A 23,309-nucleotide genomic window follows, 5' to 3' on the forward strand; every position below is an offset into this window, starting at 1 on the left:
ATTAATGTGTGAACTCCTTGCTATGAGCGCGAATGTGCCGACGGATATCGTGTTTAGTTTTACCGGCCTAGCTCAAAGAGGTGGTGTCACTGGCCCCCACGTAGATGGTTGGGGGATAACCTTTTACGAAGGGAAAGGCAGCCGAACATTTAAAGATGCGCGGCCAAGTAGTGAGTCGCATATTGCCGAACTCATTCAAAGCTATCCTATTAAGAGTGAAGTGGTTGTCAGCCATATTCGTCAGGCTAATCGAGGCTGCGTTTCTCTGGAAAATACCCATCCTTTCACGCGAGAACTATGGGGGCGGTATTGGACTTATGCCCACAATGGTCAATTGAGTGATTATCAAGACAAGTTTAGAGTATCTAAATTTCAACCTGTTGGTGATACAGATAGCGAGCTGGCATTTTGTTGGTTGTTAGAAAAAGTTGTACAAAAATTTGGTGAGCAAGAACCTGCTGATATTATTGCCGTATATCAGTACATTTCAACTTTAGCAGATGAGATAAGAGCATTAGGTGTATTTAATATGATCTTATCTGATGGCGAAAATTTGATGAGTTATTGCAGTAATAACTTGTGTTATATCACCCGTAAAGCCCCTTTTGGCAAGGCAAAGCTGATTGATACTGATGTGGTCATAGACTTTAAGAAAGAGACGACACCGGATGATGTGGTAACAGTGATTGCAACTCGGCCTCTCACGAAAGATGAAGAGTGGCATATCTTAGCCGCAGGGGATTGGAAACTGTTTCGAAAAGGCCAATTGATACTCGACCAGACTGCTTAAAGCTTGCTTACACTAAGCGAGCGTTCAGAGCCGAGAAGGCGGGTAAATTGAATCCTGGCAAAACGACTGTTTAAGGTTGAACACTCGTTTTTATATTTTCACTTTCAGCCTTTACCGTTTGTGGTTCTGGGGTAAAGTGGTAGTTAAGTAACTTGATGTCCAGCTGTTTACTGCCTTTTTCAAAATGGGTTAACCGTACGGGTAAATAGGCTAGGTCAGGCGCCATCCAGAAAAATGTTTGGCGTTTTTTACTGTCTCTAACGACTTCAATCTTGATGGTCTCATAGCTACCACTTTCAATATTCATCCGTTCTTTACCTATGATCTTGAAATCATATTCATCGACTTCTCCTTCTTTGACCATGGCATAATGTAACTCTTTCTTACCGTGTGCTAAGTCTAGTCTGAACTGAAGTTGCACCATCAGCGGATCATAGAGTGTATCGATATAATCAAGTTTAGATCTTTCATCTTTATAACGACTATGTACCACCTCCTGCTCTCTTGCGAAGGCAGCTTGTTCCTGAAAGCTAGGGCCTGTTCCTTTTCTATTGTGGGTGTAGCGCATAGGACTTAGTTGGTTATTTTCTAAGGTAAAGTCGCTACGTACATTTCGTCTGTCAGATAGCACCAGTAGACTTACAGCACTGTCGAAGCGGTAATGGTATAAGTTTCCTTCTGCTTGAGGGAGCTGATAACGGGCCTTTCCTAATTCAATACTGCCATAATTGACTTGATATTCAGCTGTATGTGGCGTTAAAGGAGTCGGTGAGGCGGCCACTGAGAGGCTGATCAGAAAGAGGTTTGAAACTAATAATAGACGTTTGCCAATTGACAATGAAATCTCCTTAACAGGGTGTAATTGACATGAAGTTGAGTCACATCTTAATGAATATAATGCATGAATATTGATGTTAATGTGCAACGAGTTAAACTTTTCTCGGTTCAACATGTCATTCTAATTCAGACTAGAGTGACAATACATCTGACACTCGCTTGTCGTTTTGGTTCAACGGCTAATACTGACTCACGGTTTCTTGAAACCATGATAAATAGAGAGTCGCTTTAAAAGGGCAGTTGTAAGACTAATGTCGCCATATCGGGCCGCCATTCAAATTTTGCCATCTGGATCTTACCTTTGTGCACTTCAATACCTTCGACTCTGAGTCGTTCAAGCTGATCACGAAACTGAGTCGTATCTGGCTTAAATGAAATCTTTCCTTGGCTATTGATGACTCTATGCCAAGGCAATTGCAAGCTGTCAGGTGCCATTTTCAACGCTTTAGAGACATATCTTGCCCGTCCAGGTAGACCCGCTAAATCGGCAATTTTTCCATAGGCGCTCACTTGGCCGCTTGGGATCATTGCCACAATAAACCAGATTTTTTCACTCGCAGATAAGCTGTTAGCGACAGGCTGATGCTCTGGGTGATAAAAATTTGGCTGAGTGCTACCCATGTTGTTGATCATCTAATGATATCCAGCATCCAGATGTATGAAGTCACTTCATCATATCTTTTTCACTGTAAACTCGCCAGTTAGAAGCTATTTTCGTGTAACCTTTTGGTACGCCTGTTGGTTTTTGCTCTCTTTTGGGTTCGGCTTGTTTGTTAGGTGTAATTTTTTGTAAGAATGCTTGCGTATCAGTTGCTTACTCGTAATAATCCTCTCTTTTGCGGTGTGACTTATGTTGTATATCTCTTTATCTTCCCGATATGTAGGCGTTCTAGTCTGTTCTTTTCCTCTATTATTTTTGTCCGTGAGTCAGGCTCAAGAAGGACGTCATATCGCAGATCCGTTAAACATAAGTAACGCATATGGCTTCGGATTTGATGCTGATACATTAAAAGTTGGCGGGAGATTGGGTGGTGAGAATCAAAGTCTAGCCATTAATAGCAATTTTGCCGGGGACAAATGGGCATTGTCTTATCTGTATGTTTCACAGCCATCTGCTGTCACAGTGTCAGATTCTTGGAATGTTAGTGCTTCGATTGATCACGGTAAAACGAAAACAGATGAAGGAAGTTTTAGTCACTATCAATATCAGTTAGGCATGATCAAAGAATATAAAGGTTGGCTCAACACGTCGGTATACAGTGAATTGGCCGCAAACTTTCTGGATGTAGACAGTATTAGTAACAATGACAGTCTCGCCGTTAAATGGCGTTTATCAGTCCTAAAACCTTGGGATCCACGTTGGTACAACCAATTTGCAACAGAGATAACCGCCTCTATCGATGGCAGTGAGCGTTATGGAGGGCTGGCAAATATCGCTGTCGGCTATCGATTAACTCATCAATGGTCTTGGGAGCTAGGCTATCAATATCAAGTTGTCAGGTTTAACGGATTGACTAGAGAAGACACTCAATGGTTATTAGGCATGAAGTCCCAATTTTAGAGGCTAAGGTAAAGCATAAATTGATCCGCTAATTTCTATCTATGAGTTGTTTCAACATTGAGTAGTGGCGTTAACACCACTACTCGTTTGGTTTTACCAAGATAAAGATGGTTAAATCGGGTCTAGTTTTCCATGGGTTATACCGCTTCAGTATTCTGCTTCAAACTTGGATCCTCATAGGTTTTCATGACGCCAAACTTATGAAATAGCACTAAACCAATGGCCGTTATTAGTCCGAAAAACCCGATGATATACCACATCAGATCGGGCCTTTGTGCTTGCTTGGCCACTTCTGAATATAGATAACCAGAAAGTGGGCCCGCCAGAAGAAAGCCGATTGCAGAAGAGACAAAGTAATAACCCATAAACATGGCCTTTTTATCATGGGGTGCAAAGCTAGCCACGTACTCCTGACTCTTAGGTGAGGCCACCATCTCTCCAATCGAAAACACCAGAATAGACGTCAATACCATGACTCCTCCCATAATTGCACCGTGTGCAACGCCGCCGAGTGCTGTGCCAATGGCAATAATTACAGTACCTGCGACCAACACTGGTAAAGCTTGGAATTTTTCTGCAATACGGCTAACAACTAACTGCAGCACCACGATAGAAAGAAAGTTAAGACCAATCATATATTCAGGGTTTATTTGCCGATATTGTGCTGACCAAGATTCAGCATAGTGTTGTGCTTGAGAGGGGTCCGTTGCTATTGCTGCTAATCCACTGTTTATCTCGGCTACAGGTACCATGACTTTATAATGCACAAGATCGAAATAAGCGGATTGGGCCGTGAGCTCTTGATTTACCATTGCAGCTGATAGTCGTGTCAGTTCAGTTTGCAAGCTGCTTAGGTCGACTGGCGCTAAAAAGCTTAACAGGTTGGGGTAGGAAGAGAGCATGGCAATTAAATCTGATGTGTCGACAAAGTCACGTATGTAAATGGGTAGGGTGATAAATATTTGCTGATAAACCATCCAGAAACCAGACAAGATTAATAAGTAGATCACAAACGGCTTATTGCCGATGGTAATTTTCTGTTTGTACCAGGCTAAGTTGAGATCATTTTTAGCTTGCAAGTTCCATACGTAATGTCCAACAAACCAGGCAAGATAGATAATGAGTGTTGTTTGCCCCGAAATCCATTTCGCGCCAAATGACATTAAAATGATCAAGCTGCCAAAAAATAGGATGGCGAATCTTATATTTCCCAAGACTTCCTGGATATCAGAGAAAACGGCCTTTAAGGGCTTACCTTTTTGCGCTTCTTGATCTGTGGGTTCCTTGTAGAAAAGCAGAGCTGGAATGAAGTTTACGGCTATCCAAAATGAAGACATGATAAACACCCAATCCCAACTGATAGCACGTACATAACCCGCGATAAACGGGCCTAGGAAGCCGCCAATGTTGACCATCATGTAGAAAATGCCGAAACCCAGTCCTCGGTTTGTTTTATCTGTGGTCCTTGCAACAGTGCCTGTTACAACGGGCTTAAAGCAGGCTGCACCGAGAGCGACTCCCATAAACGCAATAAAGAAGCCGGCAAACGTATCGACTTGTCCCAAAATGAAGTAACTAGGACACATGATCACATAGGAAATTAAAAACATTCTCCGATAGCCATAACGATCAGCAAGCGCCCCGGTCACGACGGGAAATAGATACAGGAAGAAGGGGATCATCCCTTGCAGTAACCCTCTTTCTTGTTCACTAAAGCCTAATCCTCCTTGATGAGAGGGAGAGGTCATGTAAAGAGACGATAGTGTAAAGAATCCATACCAGGCAAGGCGTTCAAATATCTCCATGGTATTGGCAACGAAGAAGGTTTTAGGCAAGGGCGTTCGAGTCACTTGGGTCATGCTACTTCCTGTATATTTTATACAATTTAACCTATGCTAACGAGATATAGCATGGATATCAAGCAATGTGACATATTCGTTAACATTCACAGCAATTACTCAGATAAGATCGGTGCTAGACAGTTGCCTTTAGCTGTTATTCGGTCATAATGACGCCAAATTTTCTCATTATGTGATCTGTAAATGGCTGTGCTCGATATTTTAACAATTCCTGATGAACGCCTTAAGCGTAAAGCCCGCCCAGTTGAAAATATTGATGATGTACAAGCATTCATCGATGACTTACTTGAAACCATGTACGATACGGAAGATGGTATTGGCTTAGCTGCCACGCAAGTGGGTAGTCAACATGCCATATTAGTTATCGATCTATCTGAAGACAGAGATCAACCTCAGGTACTGATTAATCCTGAAATCGTATCGTCAGATGGTGATTTTGTCGGGGAAGAGGGATGTTTATCTATTCCTGGTTATCGCGCTAAAGTATCAAGAAGTGAAAAAGTCACTGTGAAGGCATTAGATCGTACCGGACAAGCGTTTGAAATAGAAACGGATACGTTTTTAGCTATCGTGCTGCAACATGAGATGGATCATTTAAATGGGATTGTGTTTACCGATCATCTTTCAAAGTTAAAACAACAAATCGCACTTAAAAAAGTAAAGAAGAATCGATAAATACTGCCAGTTATTATCAACAAACAGAGCTAGACAGTTTTCTAGTTCTCACCTGAGTTTTACCGCTATGCTTTGGTTTAAGCGGTAAGCTTAGGCTGATACAAAATCCCCCCTGTTCAACATTCCTAGCGTGAACTTCTCCGCCCAGTAGCTTTATGCTTTGCTTGACGATAGCGAGTCCTAGCCCATAGCCACCTTGACTAGAATGTCTTGCCTCATCCATTCGGGTAAATGGGTTAAAAATATTATCCAATTCAGATTCTGAGATCCCAAGCCCATCATCCTCGATATCGATGATGCACGTCTCCTCATCTATACGTGTACTTATGATCACAGTACAGTTATTACCTGCGTATTTTAATGCGTTTCTCAGTATGTTATCGATAGCTCTAATGAGAAAATTTATGTCGGTAATGATATTGACTTCAACAGCCGCTAAATTCCAACTTATGGTTTGAGTGTCTTTGGCTTCAAATTGAATATCCTTGAGTACTTTGGTTCTGATGGTGTTTAGTGGAACTGATGACAGTGTTAATTTAACATAAGCATTATTCAATCTACTGTAATCAAGAATACTGTTAATTAATGAGGCCATCTGTTGATTTTCATGCTCCAAACGGGAGAGGTTTTTTTGTTGTTGCTCATTGGCTTGCTTCGACAGTAGGTGGAGTGCTAACTCCTGACGTGCAAGTGGGGTTCTTAACTCATGAGAGACATCTCTTAATAACCGCTTTTGGTTTTGCATCGCGTTTTGCAGTTGTTCAGCCATATAATCAAATTCGGTAGCGAGATGGTAAAACTCGGTTTCTTTTACAGAGAAATGTTGTGAGATCCTAGTATCAAGCTGCCCACCGGCTAGTGCCTGGGTGCCTTTTTTAAGGTGTGTCAAAGGGGTAATTAAATAGCGAGTTAATATAGAGGTAAATACCAATAAAACGGATATTCCTACCAGTAATCTAATTAACCATAAGCTCTGAGTGAGCTTTTGCGCCGGATGCAGCTCAGGAATCAATTGTACGACGAGTGTTAATGGGGATGCTGAGTTTATGGCATTAACAAGAGGGATCCCGATGAGGGGCTTCCTGACACTGTCTCCCATAGGCAAGTGAAGTTGCCTCATATATTGCAATTTAAAAATAAAATGCGGGTGCATCTCAGCTTGGGTGATTGAGCGAAGATTTTCGTCCAACACATATACCCTAAAACTTTGATTTTTTTCCCAAGTTGCAAGGCTCAATAAATCTTTAGCGTTAATTAATTCTGTGGCTTGATTAGCAAGTTGAGTCAGCTCTGCTTGAGTCGAGCCAGGCAGCGTTAGCAAACGATTGATCACAACTCTTTCAATCCCAGTTGCTATCAGTAAAATAGCCAATAAAGATAAGGCGAAATAGCTAAAAATCTTGACTTGAAGTCGCGAAAATAAGCCTGATAAAGGAATGAACATAGGGCTATACTGCACTCTTTAGAAAAGGTAACTTGATTTGTTAATGATAATTGTTCGTATCGATATTATCTTAGAATGAATCGATTACCTAGATAATTAGGCAAAAAATGAGAGATATGTTTGGCTTGTAAGCTTTTAATTTATCGAATCAGTTTAGCCTGAAATTTTACCCGTCTTAAGTTAATGCTAACTTGCTCAGGGCATGATATTTAGAGAGTAAAATTGTACTTAGATAATAAAAATTGTATTTAGAGAATAAAAATTGAATATTGTGTTATTAACCCACGAACGTGAACTGTTACGACCTACAAATACTGGTCGTCTTGCTCTAGATGCATTCCCACATTTTTGTTCACGCTTGATCTGGTCACGCGTTGCCCCTGATAAACGTTTGGTTTCTTTACTTTCACAACAAAGCGCGGCGGTACTCTTTCCTGATGAAAAGGGTGCAAGTGAATCACCAAATGGTGTGGATACGTTAAACGCTAAAAGTGAGAGTCTCTTAACAAAAGATATTTATCTTGAATGCTTACCTCAGACGTTAGTGATCATTGATGCCACCTGGCAAGAGGCCAGGAAGATGTTGAGGCAGAGTCCATACCTTAAACAGGCAGCTAAGTTTGCCTTGTCTGGAAACCATGATTCTAGTTTCACATTGAGACGAAACCAGGTCGATGGTGGTTTATGTACCATAGAGTGCATAATTGAGGTGTGTAAGATTCAAGGGCTAACTCAGGAAGCAGAACAGCTCAACACTGTGTTTGAGCTGTTTCAACAGAAGTCGCGCTAATCAATTTATCAATGTTAGATAAGAGTCAGGTAAACGCAGAAAAAATGGCTCACGGCGCCAGCTAAGACAAAAAGGTGCCAGATTGCATGATTGTAGGGAATACGTTTACCCACATAGAAAATCACACCAAAGCTGTAGAATATGCCGCCCCATAGCAGTAATTGAAAACCTAATGTGCTCATAGATTGCGTGAGTTCACTCATCACAGTGGCACATAACCAACCCATTACTAGGTAAAGCACGACACTGAATTTCTTAAAGCGATTGATAAAGAGTGTTTTAAATAGGACGCCACCGAAGGCAAGGCTCCAAATAGAGATCAAGATGACATTTGCTTTGAAACCACTTAACGCGATAAGCATTAGTGGGGTGTATGTGCCTGCGATTAAAAAATATATTGCACAATGATCGGCAATTTTTAATTTATGTTTCCATTCTGGTGACGATACCCAATGGTACAACGTCGAGCAGGTAAATAATAAAATGATACTGCTACAGTAGATAATAACGCCAAACAACTGCACGGAATTTAATGAATCTTGTCCTTTTATGAAGGAAAAGATTAAGGCTAGAATCCCAGCAATCACACCTAAACCATGGCTGATACTGTTCGCCCATTCTTCTTTTTCGGTATAACCACTCGCGTTAACTGGAGATGAACCTTCTTGCTGAGCGAGGGACTCTTCTACTGCCATATATAACTACTCGATGATATTTTTAAGGAGTTTATCAGCAATACAGAGATAAAACCATAGTTAAGCGTACACGTGTAAGCTTAAATTGTTTGTCAGTGAGCATTCATCAAGCATAACTTTATCTTTTGCCACTGGAGTAAGTTCATTGGGTAATGTTCGACATTTTATATTACTTGAAATGAACTTTATCGACAGTTAACAATCTGAAAAGGTGCATGGGGAATTTAACATTAGCGAAGGAAGATGCTCACTTTCTGGTTTTGCAGGGCAGAGCTGTAATGCTAGTTTGTCTACTCGCTAATACTCCCAAGCGACATCTAGATACCACTTAGCCTATTTTCAAGGGATGAATCTTAGCTGTGCGTTTTGATATAAATAATAAGATATCTACTAACGCTGAATCGAGCCTAATTTGGTTTAATGAGCGTGATAGTGAGATCAATAGTGAGCTTGAGTTTGCGCTCACATCCAGTGATATCGCTACTCTTGTGCTAGCTGAAAGCTATACACACAAATACCTTAATTCTGCTTTGACAGTTGTACTCGTCATCCTTGTTCATCTAACGCTGCTTTTGGCACTCGATTCTGTATGGGAACCGACGGATTTATCTGTGCCGACCACAACGCCTTCTAAGTTAAACGCCTATATCTACTACGAGCTAAAAGAGACAGTAAAAGCGGTACCATTGAGTGGTAAACAGTCAGATAACAAGAGGCCTGTTGAGAGCGAAGATACTGACGAAAAGAAAACGGTAGAAATTGAAAATATTCTCACTCGAGAGAGTTTGCTGACACAGGTGATTCATGTTGATGAGACTAACAATGACGCTGCTGATATGGAGCAGGTAAATATGATAGAAACCGAGCAGCCAGCATGGCTTAATAAAGACAAGGAGAGTGTCCAAGCCCAAGCGTATTTCTCTTCTGATATTATCACTCCGTCGACGGTGTCTATTTCTAGTCTAAATGCTTTGACTCAAGAATATTTTAGCCGAGAAAGAGACGCTCTATTAGGTAAGCTTTCCGTAAATGCAGCAGCTCAGTACACTCAAGTAAAAACATTGAGTGAAATGGACGGTGAGATGATCGAATTAGAATTACCTGTTGAAGATGAATGGCTGACAGCAAAAACACTCGACCATAAGCTGGATCCTAATCGAATCGTCAGGCAAGGAAATACCTGCTACAGAGTGGTCAAAACACCAAACCCGATTAATCCCCATGCGGAAAACTTGGGTTATCCATTTCGCTGTGATGGTGACTCTGTTGCGGCGGCATTAAAACGTGCTATAGCAAAAAGAGTATATAAAAGACCGATAAATTAGTGATCTTAAAGATGAAATAAAATCATCGCAAAATTCATATGTTATATATCTTAGCAATCTACTTATTTTAATTAATATTAATACAAATACTTATAATTGTATTTTGACATGATTTATTTAGACTGGATATATTTACAAATAACTTGTTAATAAGCATATTTTGAGATTATACTGCTGGCATCTTGTCGGAGTGCCTATTGGCTGAGACCGTTTATTCGGGACCCGTTGAACCTGATCAGGTTAAAACCTGCGAAGGAAACAAGCGTGATAATTACTAATGAATGATGTGAATTTCTAAAGCCGTTTAGTCTATTTTTTTTGATGTATAAATGAATATATCGAGTCTGATAGTTAACTTTTGTTAGCTCTGATGCCTCAATGAAAATGATCATCGGCTTAATTAATTTCCTTATAATATTGTGGTTATCTTAGACATTAAGAAGGTTTTCTTGTGTCTGCTATTCAACTCTCCAGGCAAGCAACTTCATTTCAATTAAAGTGAGATTGCTTATGTCAAATCGTCGTGAAACCCGAGCTCAAGCTCAAAAATTTATTGATACTCTAAAGCCGCTGCAGCACCCTAATTCTGAGAAAGTCTATCTTACCGGTAGCCGTGAAGATCTTCGTGTAGGCATGCGTCAAATACTCCAAACAGACACCATGGTCGGTGGTACGGAGTCGGATCCGATTCTGGAGCCCAATGCGCCGCTAAAAGTCTATGACTGTGCGGGACCTTATTCCGATCCTAGTGCCAATATTAACGTCCGAAGCGGATTAGATAAGCTGAGGAATAACTGGATTTTGGAGCGAAACGATACCGAACAGTTAACGGGAGTCAGCTCTGGATTTACTCAACAGAGACTGGCTGACGATGGTCTCGATCATCTTAGATTCGACTCTCTACTTCCTCCTAGAAAAGCCAAACCCGGTCAATGTGTGACTCAGCTTCACTATGCGCGCAAAGGTATCATTACCCCAGAGATGGAATACATTGCGATACGTGAAAATATGGATTTATCCAAGATCACTGACGAAGTGTTGAAGAGAAAAGCGCCGGGTGAAAGTTTTGGGGCATCGATATCTGAGCCCATTACACCTGAGTTTGTTCGCAGTGAAATTGCCAGAGGCCGGGCAATCATTCCTCTCAATATTAACCATCCTGAAGCTGAGCCGATGATCATTGGCCGTAACTTTTTAGTCAAAGTTAATGCCAATATTGGTAATTCAGCTGTGACGTCATCCATCGAAGAGGAAGTTGAAAAACTGGTATGGTCGACTCGATGGGGCGCAGATACCGTGATGGACCTCTCTACGGGGAGATATATCCATGAAACACGCGAATGGATCATTCGAAACTCTCCGGTACCTATTGGTACAGTTCCGATTTATCAGGCCTTGGAGAAGGTGAATGGCGTTGCTGAAGATCTCAACTGGGATGTGTTTAAAGATACTCTGATTGAGCAAGCTGAGCAGGGGGTGGATTACTTCACCATTCATGCCGGTGTTCTGTTGCGCTATGTACCTATGACGGCAAAGCGTCTCACGGGTATTGTTTCACGTGGCGGCTCCATTATGGCTAAGTGGTGTTTATCCCACCATCAAGAGAACTTTTTGTATGAACACTTTAGAGACATATGTCAGCTATGTGCAGAATATGATGTGTCGTTATCTCTTGGTGATGGGATGCGACCAGGATCCATTGCCGATGCAAACGATGAAGCACAATTTGCCGAGCTGGAAACCTTAGGAGAGCTGGTTAAAATCGCATGGGAATATGATGTGCAAACCATCATAGAAGGCCCGGGCCATATTCCAATGAACCTGATTAAAGAGAACATGGATAAGCAGTTGGAAGTGTGTGATGAGGCACCATTTTATACTTTAGGCCCACAAACAACGGATATCGCTCCTGGTTATGACCATTTCACTTCAGGGATCGGCGCGGCGATGATCGCCTGGTATGGTTGCGCAATGCTTTGTTATGTAACCCCTAAAGAGCATCTGGGCCTACCGAACAAAGAAGATGTTAAACAAGGCTTGATTGCTTATAAAATTGCAGCCCACGCTGGTGATGTCGCTAAAGGTCATCCTACTGCACAGATCCGCGACAATGCGCTTTCTAAGGCGCGGTTCGAGTTTCGTTGGGAAGACCAATACAACCTAGGTCTTGACCCTGAAACTGCAAAAGCCTATCACGACGAATCATTACCACAAGAATCTGCAAAAGTTGCACACTTTTGTTCAATGTGTGGTCCGAAATTTTGTTCGATGAAAATCAGTCAAGAAGTGCGTGAATACGCTGCAGCCCTAAAAGTTGAAGTTCAATCTGACCATGATTTTAAAGTTAAAACGGCTACCGATATTGAGACTGGCATGGCAAAAATGTCGGCTGAGTTTAATGCTAAGGGAGCGGCTTTGTACCACGAAGCCAACACTGGTATCGTCGACGAAGTAGAGGGCTAACTCATGACTCATTTAGAGCTGACATCGTCAGCTTTAAAGCCTGTTGTTTGGTCGATAGCAGGCTCTGACAGTGGTGGCGGTGCAGGTATACAGGCAGACCTTGCGACCATGCAAGATCTGCAATGCCATGGCTGCAGTGTGATCTCAACTGTGACGGCACAAAGTTCAGTGGTAGTGAGCTTAGTCGAGGCGGTATCAGATGAGATGTTATTAGCTCAGCTAGACACTCTACTGCAGGATATTCCACCTAAGGCGATAAAAATTGGCTTACTGGCCAATCAAGGCCAAATTAACTTATTAGCCAATTGGCTTGCACTCGACCTTCACGATTACATCAAGAGAGCGGATCTTGATGTGCCGGTTATCTTGGATCCTGTGATGGTTGCAAGCTGTGGAGATAGGTTAGATAGCCAAGATAACGCACTGGATTTTTCTCCATTAAAAGGCTTAATAACACTTATTACCCCAAACGCTGCAGAACTGTCGGCGTTAGTCGGTCAGCCTTTATTTGATAGAGAGCAATACTTATTAGCGGCAAAATCGCTATCACTAAAGCTCAATACCAACGTATTGGCTAAAGGCGGAGACAAAAGTGCAGCTTGGCAGGGCAGGCATGCTCAGGACATATTTGTCTGCATCGATGTTGTTGGTTGTTCTACATTGCATCAAAATCGAGTATTTTCGCTGACAAGTCCAAGAATTGAATCTACGAATAATCACGGTACCGGATGCACCTTGAGTTCTGCGATTGCCAGTGTAATGGCATGGGGGTTTGTATTACATGATGCAATTACTGTAGCTAAAGCTTATGTGAATGCTGGTATCAAGCAAAGCTATGGTATTGGTGCGGGTCCTGGGCCATTAGCCAGGACATCTTGGCCAAAAGAGTTAAGTGAATTTCCAAGAATCGAAAGTTTAGATATAGGTCCATCACTCCCCTCTGATATTAGCTTTAATTCAATTGATGAGCCAATAGGGCTTTACCCTGTGGTGGCTGAAATACCTATGTTAGCCGAGTTATTGCAAGCTGGAGCTAGGACTATCCAGTTGAGGATAAAAGAAGCTAACGACCCTGAGTTAGAGCACAAAATTATCCAAGCCATCGCCTTGAGTCGTGATTATCAAGCAAAATTGTTTATCAACGATCATTGGAAATTGGCTGTTAAGCATGGTGCATATGGGGTGCATTTAGGTCAGGAGGATCTTTATCTCGCCGATCTTAATCAAATATCTGTTGCTGGTCTTGCATTAGGGATCTCGAGTCACAGTTATTTTGAGCTTATTTTAGCGGCGCAAATCCAGCCTTCGTATATCGCTCTTGGGCATATCTTCGAGACGACCACTAAAGTGATGCCATCAGCTCCCCAAGGGATCATTAAGCTCCAACATTATGTGGCACTGTTCAAAGGATACTTTCCATTGGTGGCAATAGGCGGAATTGATGCGGGTAAAATCTCTACAGTGAAGCAAACCGGTGTCGATGATATTGCTGTCGTTAGAGCTATCACAGAAGCGGCTGAACCCGGTGTGGCTTTTAATGAACTCAAGGGTTTGTGGGAGGCAAGTAATGTCAGTTAATGATAATGATTTTATTCGTTTCTCAAGACAAATACTCTTACCCGAAGTGGGTGAAGCTGGCCAGGTGAAATTGCATTTAGCTAAGGTTGTCATCATAGGAGTGGGTGGCCTGGGAACCTTAGTGGCTGAATATCTTGCGGCTGCGGGTATTGGAAAAATCACTTTAGTCGATCATGACAGGGTTGAGTTATCCAATTTACCGAGACAGCTGCTGTTTTCAGAAGATGATATTAACCAGAATAAAGCTCAAGTAACTGGTCTAAAATTGGCAAACCGAGACAAAAGCTGCGAACTCTTAGCGATAACGGACAAGTTCTCAGTCGATAACGGTGAAGACATCCTGGCAGGTTGCGATCTTGTATTTGATTGCACGGATGATTTTAACACTCGTCAAGCCATTAACTTAGCGTGTCTTAACCATGCGATCCCGCTGATATCAGCCTCTGTTGCCAATTTTTCAGGTCAATTGCTGGTGGTTGATCAAGTGTCATCCCCAGATTCTGGCTGCTACGCCTGTTTATTTCCAAGTGAGTTAATTGTCTCACAGTCTTGTCAGACAGTGGGGATTCTCGGGCCTATGGTTGGCGTGATGGCTTCGATGCAGGCATTAAATGGGATGAATTTTTTACTTGGCGTCAATGGTCCCTTGGGCAAGTTACTGAGATTTGATGGCCGAGAGATGAAATGGCGTGAGGCGCAGCTTAATCGAGATCATAATTGTCCATCCTGTGGGCAAACTTCAGCTCAGTCACAAGCGAATTTATAGGGGAGGATCCTGTGATGGATACTAGTAATAAAAATGAACCAGTGAGCAAAATCATCCGTGTAACTATTAATGACGAAGTGATGAATGTGCCCAGTGCAATGAACATTCAAGGCTTGATTGACCTGCAGGAGCTTGCTGTTAACTCGGTAGCTTTAGTCTGTAATGGACAAGTCGTCCCTAAGTCGCAATGGCAGGCTAGGTTATGCAATAAAGACGACAGGTTTGAGATTTTTTCTGTTGTAGCAGGAGGGTAAGATGTTAAAAATAGCGGATCATCAATTTCATTCTCGTTTGTTTACTGGTACAGGTAAGTTTTCTACTGCAGATACCATGTTAGCGGCGATCAAGGCGTCAGAATCTCAATTGGTGACATTAGCCATGAAAAGACTCGATCTTAAAACGGGTAACGACGACATATTACAACCCTTATTAGAGAGCGGGGTTAAATTGCTGCCTAATACCTCAGGGGCTAGAAATGCTGATGAAGCGGTTTTTGCCGCTGAGCTTGCGCGTGAAGTGCTCGGGACAGACTGGGTCAAATTAGAAATTCATCCGGATCCTAAGTATTTGATGCCAGATCCAATTGAAACCTTAGAAGCCGCTAAGCGCCTCTGTGATAAAGGCTTCATTGTTTTGCCATATATTCATGCCGATCCAGTGCTTTGTCGACGACTTGAAGAAGTGGGCTGTGCGGCAGTGATGCCTCTAGGCAGCCCAATCGGTTCTAATCAAGGTTTAGCGACAGAAACCTTTTTGAAAATTATTATCGAACAGGCGCGGGTGCCAGTCATCATAGATGCGGGGATCGGTGCACCCTCACAGGCCACTTTTGCGATGGAGCTGGGGGCTGATGCTGTGCTGGTGAATACTGCTATTGCCAGTAGTAATGACCCCGAAGCGATGGGGAGATGCTTTGCTCAAGCGGTGCAAACGGGTCGTGATGCCTATCTAGCAGGCTTAGGGCATGTATCCACTAAGGCGAATGAAACGAGTCCATTAACGGGGTTTCTTAATGATTAATCAATGGGCTAAATCCTCATGAGCTTTCAATCTTATTTACAGACTCTGTCGCGAGAAAAACTCAAGTTGGCACTTTATTCAACCACTGAAAAAGACGTTGAAAGGGCATTAAATTCACCTTGTGGCGATCTTAACAGTTTACTGGCGTTATTATCCCCAGCAGCTGAACCCTATATTGAACAGATGGCACAGCGCTCATCTCAGCTAACTCGGCAGAGATTTGGCGCCAATATAGGTATGTATTTACCTTTATACCTGTCAAACCTTTGTGCTAATGAATGTGATTATTGTGGTTTTAGCATGAGTAACCGACTCAAACGTAAAACCTTAGATTCAGTAGAGCTAGATGCTGAAATGAAAGTCGTTAAGTCTCTCGGTTATGATTCAATTTTATTAGTCTCTGGTGAGCACGAAACTAAGGTAGGTATAGACTATTTTAAACGAGTTTTACCGCAAGTGAAAAAGCAGTTCAGTTATGTTGCGATGGAAGTACAGCCTCTAGAGGAGCAAGACTATCGAGACTTAGCTGGGATTGGACTCGATGCTGTTATGATTTATCAAGAAACCTATAATCCGCAAACCTATGCGCAACATCATACTAGGGGGAAAAAAAGCGATTATTCATATCGGTTAGAGACCCCAGAGAGAGTCGCTAAAGCCGGTGTTGATAAAATTGGGCTCGGCGTTCTCTTAGGTCTTGATGATTGGCGGCTAGATGCACTCTTGTTAGGCCATCATCTCGATTACCTTGAGAAAAAGTATTGGCGGACACGTTACAGTGTCTCTCTGCCTAGGTTAAGACCTTGCACTGGTGGGATCACGCCGAAAGTTGAGTTAACAGATAAAGGGCTAGTTCAATTAATATGTGCTTTTAGGCTGTTTAATCAGCAATTAGACATCAGTTTATCAACCAGAGAGTCACCAGCATTACGTGATAACCTCTTTGCACTAGGCATTACGCACATCAGTGCAGGCAGCTCGACTCAGCCAGGAGGATATGTCAATCCTGATAGCCAACTTGATCAGTTTGAGATTAGTGATGAGCGCACACCAGCGCAAGTCAGTGATGCAATGAGACGCAAAGGATTGAATCCGGTTTGGAAAGATTGGGAAGCCGCGTGGATAGCACAATAATGTAAGCCTCATATTCTTACTAGGCTTTGGTTATAATACCAATCAGTATAAACGCGAGTAAGAGGCAATGTTTATAACTTCAAAGCCTAAAGGGGGCTGTACTTTTAACTCGCTCTGATTAATAATTAAACTAACCCTATAAATTGTTGGAGCTATAGTTATGCAAATTCCATCAAGCCAGGCATCGGGTCTAGCCGGATTACAAAGTGCCCAATCTGGATTAACTCAAGCCACGATAGATGTAGCAAAGCCGGCCAATACCGATTTAAACGCAGACACTACAAGGCCTGTTGAAGAAGTGGATCAAACTGAAGCGCTTGTTTCTGCAATAGAAGCTGAGCAACAAGGTGAAGCTGCAGTTGAGGTTTTGGAAACATCATCGGAAACACTAGGCACTATCATCAATCTTGAGGTGTAGGTCTTATGTTAGGCGTTATACCTTCGCCTGAAATCGCGGTTAGCCAACGACGCACGTCTGTGGCTCCGTCAGTGAGCCCTGTGGTGGGGGCAAGCATTGATGTTGTTCAACTCAATTCATCTATTAGTCAATCATCAAGCTCGACTAAAATACCTGCCAGTACAACAAGTCGATCAAGTCCAAAGGTGGCAAACTTATCTGATCAAGTTGTCGTTAATCAAAATCCTGTTGATATCAGTCGTGCCTCACCTCAAGCTTCCTTCAGTTTAAACCTCGGTCCTTTGACCATTACTGGGGTTAAAAGTCCTATTACTATGCCAAATGAAGCAGTTTCAGATCCCGAACAGGCTATCAATAATACTCAAGGTTCATCCGGCATACAGTCAAATTTAGCCAATGAAGCACCCACTTCTGAAGAGGATGCCAAACAACAAATTTTCAACCCATTTTCTGATATCAGTAATAGCCAAGACATAAGAAGTGAAGCTTATTCCGATGCCTTGGAAAAGAGTGAAGCTGCCGAGGCATTATCACAGGCGGAGCAGCAATTGCTTGCACAATTATCAAGTCGAGATGCTGAGGTTAAGGCTCATGAACAAGCCCATTCGACCGTTGGCGGTTATCTCGCCCAAAGTCCGCAATTTAGTTATGAACAGGGCAGTGATGGTCGTCGTTACGCCGTTGATGGCGAAGTACAAATTGATATCGCTGTTGTACCAGGTGATCCACAGGCGACAGTCAATAAAATGCAAAAAGTCTATGCAGCGGCTATGGCGCCAACAAACCCTTCTATGGCAGATATACGCGTCGCCTCTGAAGCCTTGAAACAGCTCAATGAAGCTAAAGCCGAATTAGTCAATCTGCGGCAGAGTCAAGCCTTGAGCATTGATGAAATGGAACCATTGATTGAAGCTGATGATGCGATTAAAGGCGTTATCTTTCCAACACCTCATAAGCCACAAGTTTCTGGGGATGTGGATGAGGAGGGGGCCATTTCGTCATCAATGGTCGATTCACCCTCATCAATTGATGATAAAGACGTTATTTCACCTGTGATAGAACACATTAATCAGCAGCTATCAGGTTCCGCTAGCGTAAATGCCGTTGCGCTAGAGACTCTCACATATGGCGTTGAGCAAATCTCAGAGCGCTATGCTGCGAATGATACTGGAGGGCAATTACCGAGCAGTGAAACTCCGAGTTTCTATGCGTTAGTGTGAGATAACATAATAGATTTAGTTTTACCTATGGCTCATGATAATCATCTTCTCTAACAGCTCAGATGCAGGGCCTTGCAGATCGCGGTTTGGGATCACTAGGCTCATCATGACTTTTCTGTGACTGTTCCCTTTCAAATTTAATTGGCATAACTTGCCATCATTTATCAAAGGTTCAACCAAATACTTAGGCACCCAGCAAAAACCTAAACTGCGGTTTAGAATGACTAGGGCCTCATGAAAATTTGATACCGTCCATCTCTGCTCAGCTTTTAGCCAGCCCATATCAATGTGGGTTGCTTGACCTGTATCCTTAATCACGATTTGTAGGTGCTGAGCTAAGGTTTGATCATCACAAATATTTGGATCTATCGCGAGATCATGATCTGGATGACATACTAATAAAAAATCGAGTTCACACAAAGGCTCAGAAATATGTCCTTTGGGCGGCACACCACCACAAATCGCGATATCTACGGCTTGTTGCTTAATGAGATCGTGAGTACCGCTGATCACAGAATCAATGATAGTGATCCTTGTTCCTCGGCTCTCTGGCTGAAATTTAGCAAGCGAATCGACAAGCATATCCATTGGATAGATTATCTCTCTGGCAATGGTGAGTGTTGGCTCCCAGCCATTTTCCAGGTTGTTCGCGAGTAATTCTAGTTCAGAAACAGACTGTGTGATGTGACGTGAACGCCTTAAAAGTACAGTTCCTTGTTCAGTTAAATAGGCTTTTCTCCCTTTAACTTCAAGAAGTTGAATTCCAAGCTGTGTTTGTAGTTTAGCGACAGCATGGTTCAATGATGATTGGCTTTTATTCAGTGCTTGCGCTGCTTGGGAGTAACCACCGAAATCCACAACGGCTTGTAAAATACGCCATTGTTCGAGAGTTGATTTTGCTCTATCCATGATAAATCTGGCCTAAGGTTTCGGTGCGTTAATGTATTAAGTTAAAAGGCCTGACAAGCAGGCCATATTTGAGTTACTTTTTTACTGAAATTTGTTTCGGCAAGTATTTCTTTGTTGCCTTGAGCTCATGGAAATAGGGTCCCTTATGAAGATTCTCTGGCCATTTTAGTAGCATCATGGCCAAAACATTTCTATGCTCACCAAGCGCAAGCGCCGGATTACCCATAGGCGATGGAATATACTGGATCTTTTCATCAAAGGCTTTGACGATATGGGCTTGTGTTTTTCCAACTACAGGGTGGTTAGATAAGCCTGCAAGGTGAAAGCTAATGCCGACTTCAGCGATAATATCATCAGTGGCGTCTTTCAATATCCGGTCTATATTGGCTTCAAAATAATCTAAAATCCAAGCGAATTCCTTAGCATCGACATTATGCTGGTAATATTCACTCGCAGCAAAAATGAAATGAGTGAGGCCGTATAGCTTGTTTCTGTATTCTTTCTTATCTAGTTCACTGTCTTTACTATTGGGGTAGACAGAAATAAATGCCTGTTTATATTCTTGAATATGATCACCGACACCTATTTGTTTGGCCCAATAAGCATAATTGATAAGCTGTGCAGCCCATGATTTAATCATGGCTTTGTCAGTTAAGCCTGTAACTAAATCGGCTTTTTTAAATGCACTAATTAGCTTATCGTTACAGGGGCCAGAGAGACCGAACTCATCAATTCTACTTGAGAATCTAAGTAACACATCGGTATAAAATAAAAACTCAGGAAAGGGTTCCAATGCCTTTTTACGGGCCTTTGCTCTTGGGCCTTTGCCTAATACAGAGATGGCTTTTTCGGCTTCAGATTTTATAAACCCCGGCGTATCGAGTGAACAGGCATAGAAGGCCTGAGACTCAGTTACCGCATAGAGATCCACAAGCGCGGCATTGACATACTTTTCATCACCGGTCATGCGATAAAGTCGGATACCATAATGCCCCTGAACACGAGGGGGTAATTGATATAAATGCTGCTCAAGATTTATCTTGATCCCTTCGTAGACCGTATCTTTTTGAGATTGAGAGATCTCTTGTGCCGCAGCTGTAGCACTAAGGCTAAATAGTGCAAGTGAGATCGTACTGATCTTGATAAACGATTTCTGAGAAAGAAAAGCCATCTTTTATCCTTTTAATGAGCGATAGTGGATCGACTGGATCGCCAATCAAAGCACTAAGTCTTAGTTCGAAAGGTTTAAAACCTTCATTAACCAACAATGATTTGTATACATCGTGTTGATTTTTACAATGTTTAGTCGCCAAGTAAATATACTCAGCTAATGATTCTTGCCACATTTGCTGGTAATAGAGTGGCCCGCTAGTGACGATGGCATAAAAGTTATAAGGATAATCTTCACTCTTGTCCCATAAAAGTGAAAATGAGTGAGTAAACTCATCTTCTAAACTAACATAGGCTTGCTTGTTAGTAGCTGAATAAAAGTTCAATGCGACTTTAGATCTAAATATCTTTAATTGTTTAGAAAACAAGCTCATGGTGCTTTCGCGACTATTAATTTCTACAGGAGAAATAATACCTTCACTGAGGTACATGTTAAGCCAAAGCTGTCCAATAGCACTGGTATCTTGTGTTTCACTTAACGTGTTTAAAAGGTAGTAATGGCTACTTGAGGAGAGCGATGATAACGCTGAAGCATACTCAGAGATAAACCGAGTTTTATCTGAGATATTTTTGTAATTTGCTTTTACTAAAAATTGTATCTGACCATATTGACGGCCTAAAACAGGTACTCTGAGCGTATGCGTTTTAGTTCGTGTTGCACTACTGACAAAAATATCACCTAATAATCGTTCTCTATACCAGACCCGGTGAATATCATCAGTAATGATTTCGAATCTAAAGCCTAATGTTTCAGCTCTACCTTGGATATGGCTTAAGAGTGACGCTGAACTGAGTATGTCTGTTACTGATCTCTTTGACTGAGCTAGTTTATTGCCCAATTGCCAGGGGGGAGTTGGAGCCAAGCTTGTTTGTGAGTCTAAAAATGTTTTCACTAATTCTGGGGTCGACAAATACTGCTTATTTAGCACTAAGTGGGTGTGATCTTGAAATTGTGCTAAGCGGGCTTGATTATGTCTTAGTTGATAGATCCGGTTCAGTGCATGCTCATTTTTCTTCTTAGCACGGCCTTGATATGCTTGCCAAACTAGCTTTTGACATCCTGGATCTTTCTGCCTTATCAGATAAGTAGCGATACTCTGATTAAAAGTCTTGTTGGGGTGAGTCTTAGCATTATCGCTATTTACTGGCTGCTGCCTAGTTTCAATGGGTAACTGACAATCAGCTTCGGTAAACTGTAAGGTTAACTCTTGTGTGCGTAAACCTTGTTTAACCGTGGCTTGAGCCGTATGAAGTTTAGATTTGTCAGTCAGGTTTAATTGCTCAGCTTTCAATGTCACTAGCCTAGCCGTTAGCTGTATGAGCTCAGGTTCAAGCTTGGCTTGCTGTTGTTTAAGGGAGTCTATAAATCGAGTGACCCAAGGTGAGTTGAGCGTGTCTGACATAAGATCTGCAAGATGAAGCTGGCATTGCAGGACACTCTCTTGATAAAAATGCGGTAGAGAAAAGCTTTTGTAATAGTTTAGCCTATCTTTAATATTGAAAAGGCTTAATAAGGATGTCTCGAGGGCAAAAGCATCATTAATGAGCTGGGTATTATTGTCAATATTCTCATCTGCAGCGATCAGTTTATGACCTTGAATATTTTCAATTGGGGCGCGCAACTGTAGGCATTGTTCAACAAGTAAAGGAAGAGGTGATACGGCAGCGTTCGCCGCCGTACTGAGTGTAAGACTAAAGCTTAGCGCTATGAGAAAAATGCTTTTTAGCATATTCAACACGTTCATCCACACTCATATTATGATTACCAAGATTGTCTACATGGTCAAGGTAAGGCAAAATTCCACGCCCATTGGCTATTTGAATTGCAAGCCCTGGTCGAGCATTGAGCTCAAGCAGCAAAGGCCCTCTAACCCTATCGAGTACCATATCCGTGCCAAGGTAGCCCATCTCACTCATTTCGTATGCTTTAGAAGCCGTATGCAGCAAGAAATCCCAGTGAGGAACTTGAATATCCGTAAGCACTTTATTGGTATCTGGATGCACATCGACAGGCAAGTCGAATTGCACGGCATGTAAACCTTTACCGGTTCCAATATCGACCCCGACACCGACAGCGCCTTGGTGCAAATTGGCTTTACCGTCAGAGGCCGCTGTTGAAAGCCTCAACATCCCCATGACAGGGAAGCCCTTATAGACAATGAGGCGGATATCTGGCACTCCCTCATAGGAGTATCCATCAAAAACCGGGTCAAATTGGATTAAGCCTTCAACAATCGCAACATCAGGGCTACCCCCTAATGAGAATAGACCACTGAGTACGTTGGATACATGACGATAAACTTCTGAAGGTGTCACTTCCTGGCCATTAGGCTTGTAGTAACGACCTGCATCGACTTTAGTTATCACTAAAATCCCTTTACCACCTGAGCCTTTCGATGGCTTGATGACAAAACCATCTTCATTCGCCACCATGGCTGGGATGTCTTCAATCTCATGCTGCTCACGCACCACGCCAATCAAATCAGGTACAGCAATGTCATTAGCTAGGGCCAGTTGCTTAGTCGTGAGTTTATCATCGACTCGTTTATAGAATTTACGCGGATTACAGCGACCGATGTAATCAATATTGCGTTTATTCATGCAAAGCACGCCATTTTTACGCAATGCTGATGGTTTCGCGAATGAAAACCTCAT

The 23,309-nt window shown here is 42.3% G+C and carries 22 protein-coding genes and 1 riboswitch; of the genes, 13 read left to right on the forward strand and 9 right to left on the reverse strand.

The features are described from left to right. The first annotated feature begins 4 nt into the window (after window positions 1–4). Complete coding sequence (locus FM038_RS10860) at window positions 5–790, forward strand: class II glutamine amidotransferase (protein WP_142870663.1); 786 nt, start codon at window positions 5–7, stop codon at window positions 788–790. 70 nt (window positions 791–860) lie between these two features. Here the strand turns inward: FM038_RS10860 and FM038_RS10865 are convergent, their stop codons facing one another. Both FM038_RS10865 and FM038_RS10870 read right to left on the reverse strand, forming a co-directional pair. Further along, window positions 861–1,628: a DUF3108 domain-containing protein gene (locus tag FM038_RS10865; protein WP_142870662.1), complete on the reverse strand. Its 768-nt coding sequence runs from the start codon at window positions 1,626–1,628 to the stop codon at window positions 861–863. 227 nt (window positions 1,629–1,855) lie between these two features. After that, window positions 1,856–2,260, reverse strand: coding sequence for an MGMT family protein (locus FM038_RS10870; RefSeq protein WP_142870661.1), 405 nt, complete (start codon window positions 2,258–2,260; stop codon window positions 1,856–1,858). 217 nt (window positions 2,261–2,477) lie between these two features. Here FM038_RS10870 and FM038_RS10875 point away from each other — a divergent pair, with 217 nt between their 5' ends. Continuing rightward, entirely contained in the window at window positions 2,478–3,188 is a 711-nt protein-coding gene (locus FM038_RS10875; RefSeq protein WP_142870660.1) for a hypothetical protein, read from the forward strand. Between the two features lie 137 nt (window positions 3,189–3,325). On the opposite strand, the gene FM038_RS10880 is transcribed toward FM038_RS10875, so the two are convergent. Further along, the gene (locus FM038_RS10880; protein ID WP_195873251.1) at window positions 3,326–5,047 is read right to left on the reverse strand and encodes an MFS transporter; all 1,722 of its coding nucleotides are present in this window, start codon (window positions 5,045–5,047) and stop codon (window positions 3,326–3,328) included. A gap of 183 nt (window positions 5,048–5,230) precedes the next feature. Here FM038_RS10880 and def point away from each other — a divergent pair, with 183 nt between their 5' ends. Then, complete coding sequence (gene def, locus FM038_RS10885; protein WP_142870659.1) at window positions 5,231–5,722, forward strand: peptide deformylase; 492 nt, start codon at window positions 5,231–5,233, stop codon at window positions 5,720–5,722. 16 nt (window positions 5,723–5,738) lie between these two features. On the opposite strand, the gene FM038_RS10890 is transcribed toward def, so the two are convergent. Next, a complete protein-coding gene (locus FM038_RS10890; protein ID WP_195873252.1) occupies window positions 5,739–7,166 on the reverse strand; it encodes a sensor histidine kinase in 1,428 nt (475 codons plus the stop codon). A gap of 271 nt (window positions 7,167–7,437) precedes the next feature. Here FM038_RS10890 and FM038_RS10895 point away from each other — a divergent pair, with 271 nt between their 5' ends. Beyond that, entirely contained in the window at window positions 7,438–7,956 is a 519-nt protein-coding gene (locus FM038_RS10895) for a tRNA-uridine aminocarboxypropyltransferase (RefSeq protein WP_336512798.1), read from the forward strand. 14 nt (window positions 7,957–7,970) lie between these two features. Here FM038_RS10895 and trhA read toward each other — a convergent pair whose 3' ends face one another. After that, the gene (gene trhA / locus FM038_RS10900) at window positions 7,971–8,651 is read right to left on the reverse strand and encodes a PAQR family membrane homeostasis protein TrhA (protein WP_142870657.1); all 681 of its coding nucleotides are present in this window, start codon (window positions 8,649–8,651) and stop codon (window positions 7,971–7,973) included. Window positions 8,652–9,010: 359 nt separating this feature from the next. Between trhA and FM038_RS10905 the strand changes: the two genes are divergently transcribed. From FM038_RS10905 to FM038_RS10945, 9 genes are all read left to right on the forward strand, one after another. Further along, a complete protein-coding gene (locus FM038_RS10905) occupies window positions 9,011–9,976 on the forward strand; it encodes a hypothetical protein (protein WP_142870656.1) in 966 nt (321 codons plus the stop codon). A 176-nt stretch (window positions 9,977–10,152) separates the two neighbouring features. Then, a riboswitch (TPP riboswitch) is annotated at window positions 10,153–10,251 on the forward strand. 235 nt (window positions 10,252–10,486) lie between these two features. After that, window positions 10,487–12,439 (forward strand): phosphomethylpyrimidine synthase ThiC, encoded by a 1,953-nt coding sequence (gene thiC, locus FM038_RS10910; RefSeq protein WP_223293052.1) that lies wholly within the window; start codon window positions 10,487–10,489, stop codon window positions 12,437–12,439. A 3-nt stretch (window positions 12,440–12,442) separates the two neighbouring features. Next, the gene (thiE, locus tag FM038_RS10915) at window positions 12,443–14,017 is read left to right on the forward strand and encodes a thiamine phosphate synthase (RefSeq protein ID WP_142870655.1); all 1,575 of its coding nucleotides are present in this window, start codon (window positions 12,443–12,445) and stop codon (window positions 14,015–14,017) included. After that, the gene (locus tag FM038_RS10920) at window positions 14,007–14,783 is read left to right on the forward strand and encodes a HesA/MoeB/ThiF family protein (RefSeq protein WP_142870654.1); all 777 of its coding nucleotides are present in this window, start codon (window positions 14,007–14,009) and stop codon (window positions 14,781–14,783) included. The genes thiE and FM038_RS10920 overlap by 11 nt, the downstream gene beginning before the upstream one ends. Window positions 14,784–14,797: 14 nt before the next feature. Then, window positions 14,798–15,037: a sulfur carrier protein ThiS gene (gene thiS / locus FM038_RS10925; RefSeq protein WP_142870653.1), complete on the forward strand. Its 240-nt coding sequence runs from the start codon at window positions 14,798–14,800 to the stop codon at window positions 15,035–15,037. 1 nt (window position 15,038) lies between these two features. Next, entirely contained in the window at window positions 15,039–15,803 is a 765-nt protein-coding gene (locus FM038_RS10930) for a thiazole synthase (RefSeq protein WP_142870652.1), read from the forward strand. Between the two features lie 18 nt (window positions 15,804–15,821). Next, window positions 15,822–16,937: a 2-iminoacetate synthase ThiH gene (thiH, locus tag FM038_RS10935; RefSeq protein WP_142870651.1), complete on the forward strand. Its 1,116-nt coding sequence runs from the start codon at window positions 15,822–15,824 to the stop codon at window positions 16,935–16,937. A gap of 160 nt (window positions 16,938–17,097) precedes the next feature. Further along, on the forward strand, window positions 17,098–17,355 hold the full coding sequence (locus tag FM038_RS10940; protein ID WP_142870650.1) for a chemotaxis protein: 258 nt from the start codon (window positions 17,098–17,100) through the stop codon (window positions 17,353–17,355). A 5-nt stretch (window positions 17,356–17,360) separates the two neighbouring features. Beyond that, window positions 17,361–18,575: a putative metalloprotease CJM1_0395 family protein gene (locus FM038_RS10945; protein ID WP_142870649.1), complete on the forward strand. Its 1,215-nt coding sequence runs from the start codon at window positions 17,361–17,363 to the stop codon at window positions 18,573–18,575. A 21-nt stretch (window positions 18,576–18,596) separates the two neighbouring features. Here the strand turns inward: FM038_RS10945 and FM038_RS10950 are convergent, their stop codons facing one another. From FM038_RS10950 to FM038_RS10965, 4 genes are all read right to left on the reverse strand, one after another. Then, the gene (locus FM038_RS10950) at window positions 18,597–19,484 is read right to left on the reverse strand and encodes a LysR family transcriptional regulator (protein ID WP_142870648.1); all 888 of its coding nucleotides are present in this window, start codon (window positions 19,482–19,484) and stop codon (window positions 18,597–18,599) included. A 73-nt stretch (window positions 19,485–19,557) separates the two neighbouring features. Beyond that, a complete protein-coding gene (locus tag FM038_RS10955; RefSeq protein WP_142870647.1) occupies window positions 19,558–20,655 on the reverse strand; it encodes a DUF3541 domain-containing protein in 1,098 nt (365 codons plus the stop codon). Then, window positions 20,594–22,399: a M3 family metallopeptidase gene (locus FM038_RS10960; protein WP_223293053.1), complete on the reverse strand. Its 1,806-nt coding sequence runs from the start codon at window positions 22,397–22,399 to the stop codon at window positions 20,594–20,596. The genes FM038_RS10955 and FM038_RS10960 overlap by 62 nt, the downstream gene beginning before the upstream one ends. Then, a complete protein-coding gene (locus tag FM038_RS10965) occupies window positions 22,347–23,309 on the reverse strand; it encodes an alpha-L-glutamate ligase-like protein (RefSeq protein ID WP_142870646.1) in 963 nt (320 codons plus the stop codon). Before FM038_RS10965 ends, FM038_RS10960 begins: the two co-directional genes overlap by 53 nt.

This window comes from Shewanella eurypsychrophilus, from assembly GCF_007004545.3.
Taxonomy (GTDB): Bacteria; Pseudomonadota; Gammaproteobacteria; order Enterobacterales; family Shewanellaceae; genus Shewanella; species Shewanella eurypsychrophilus.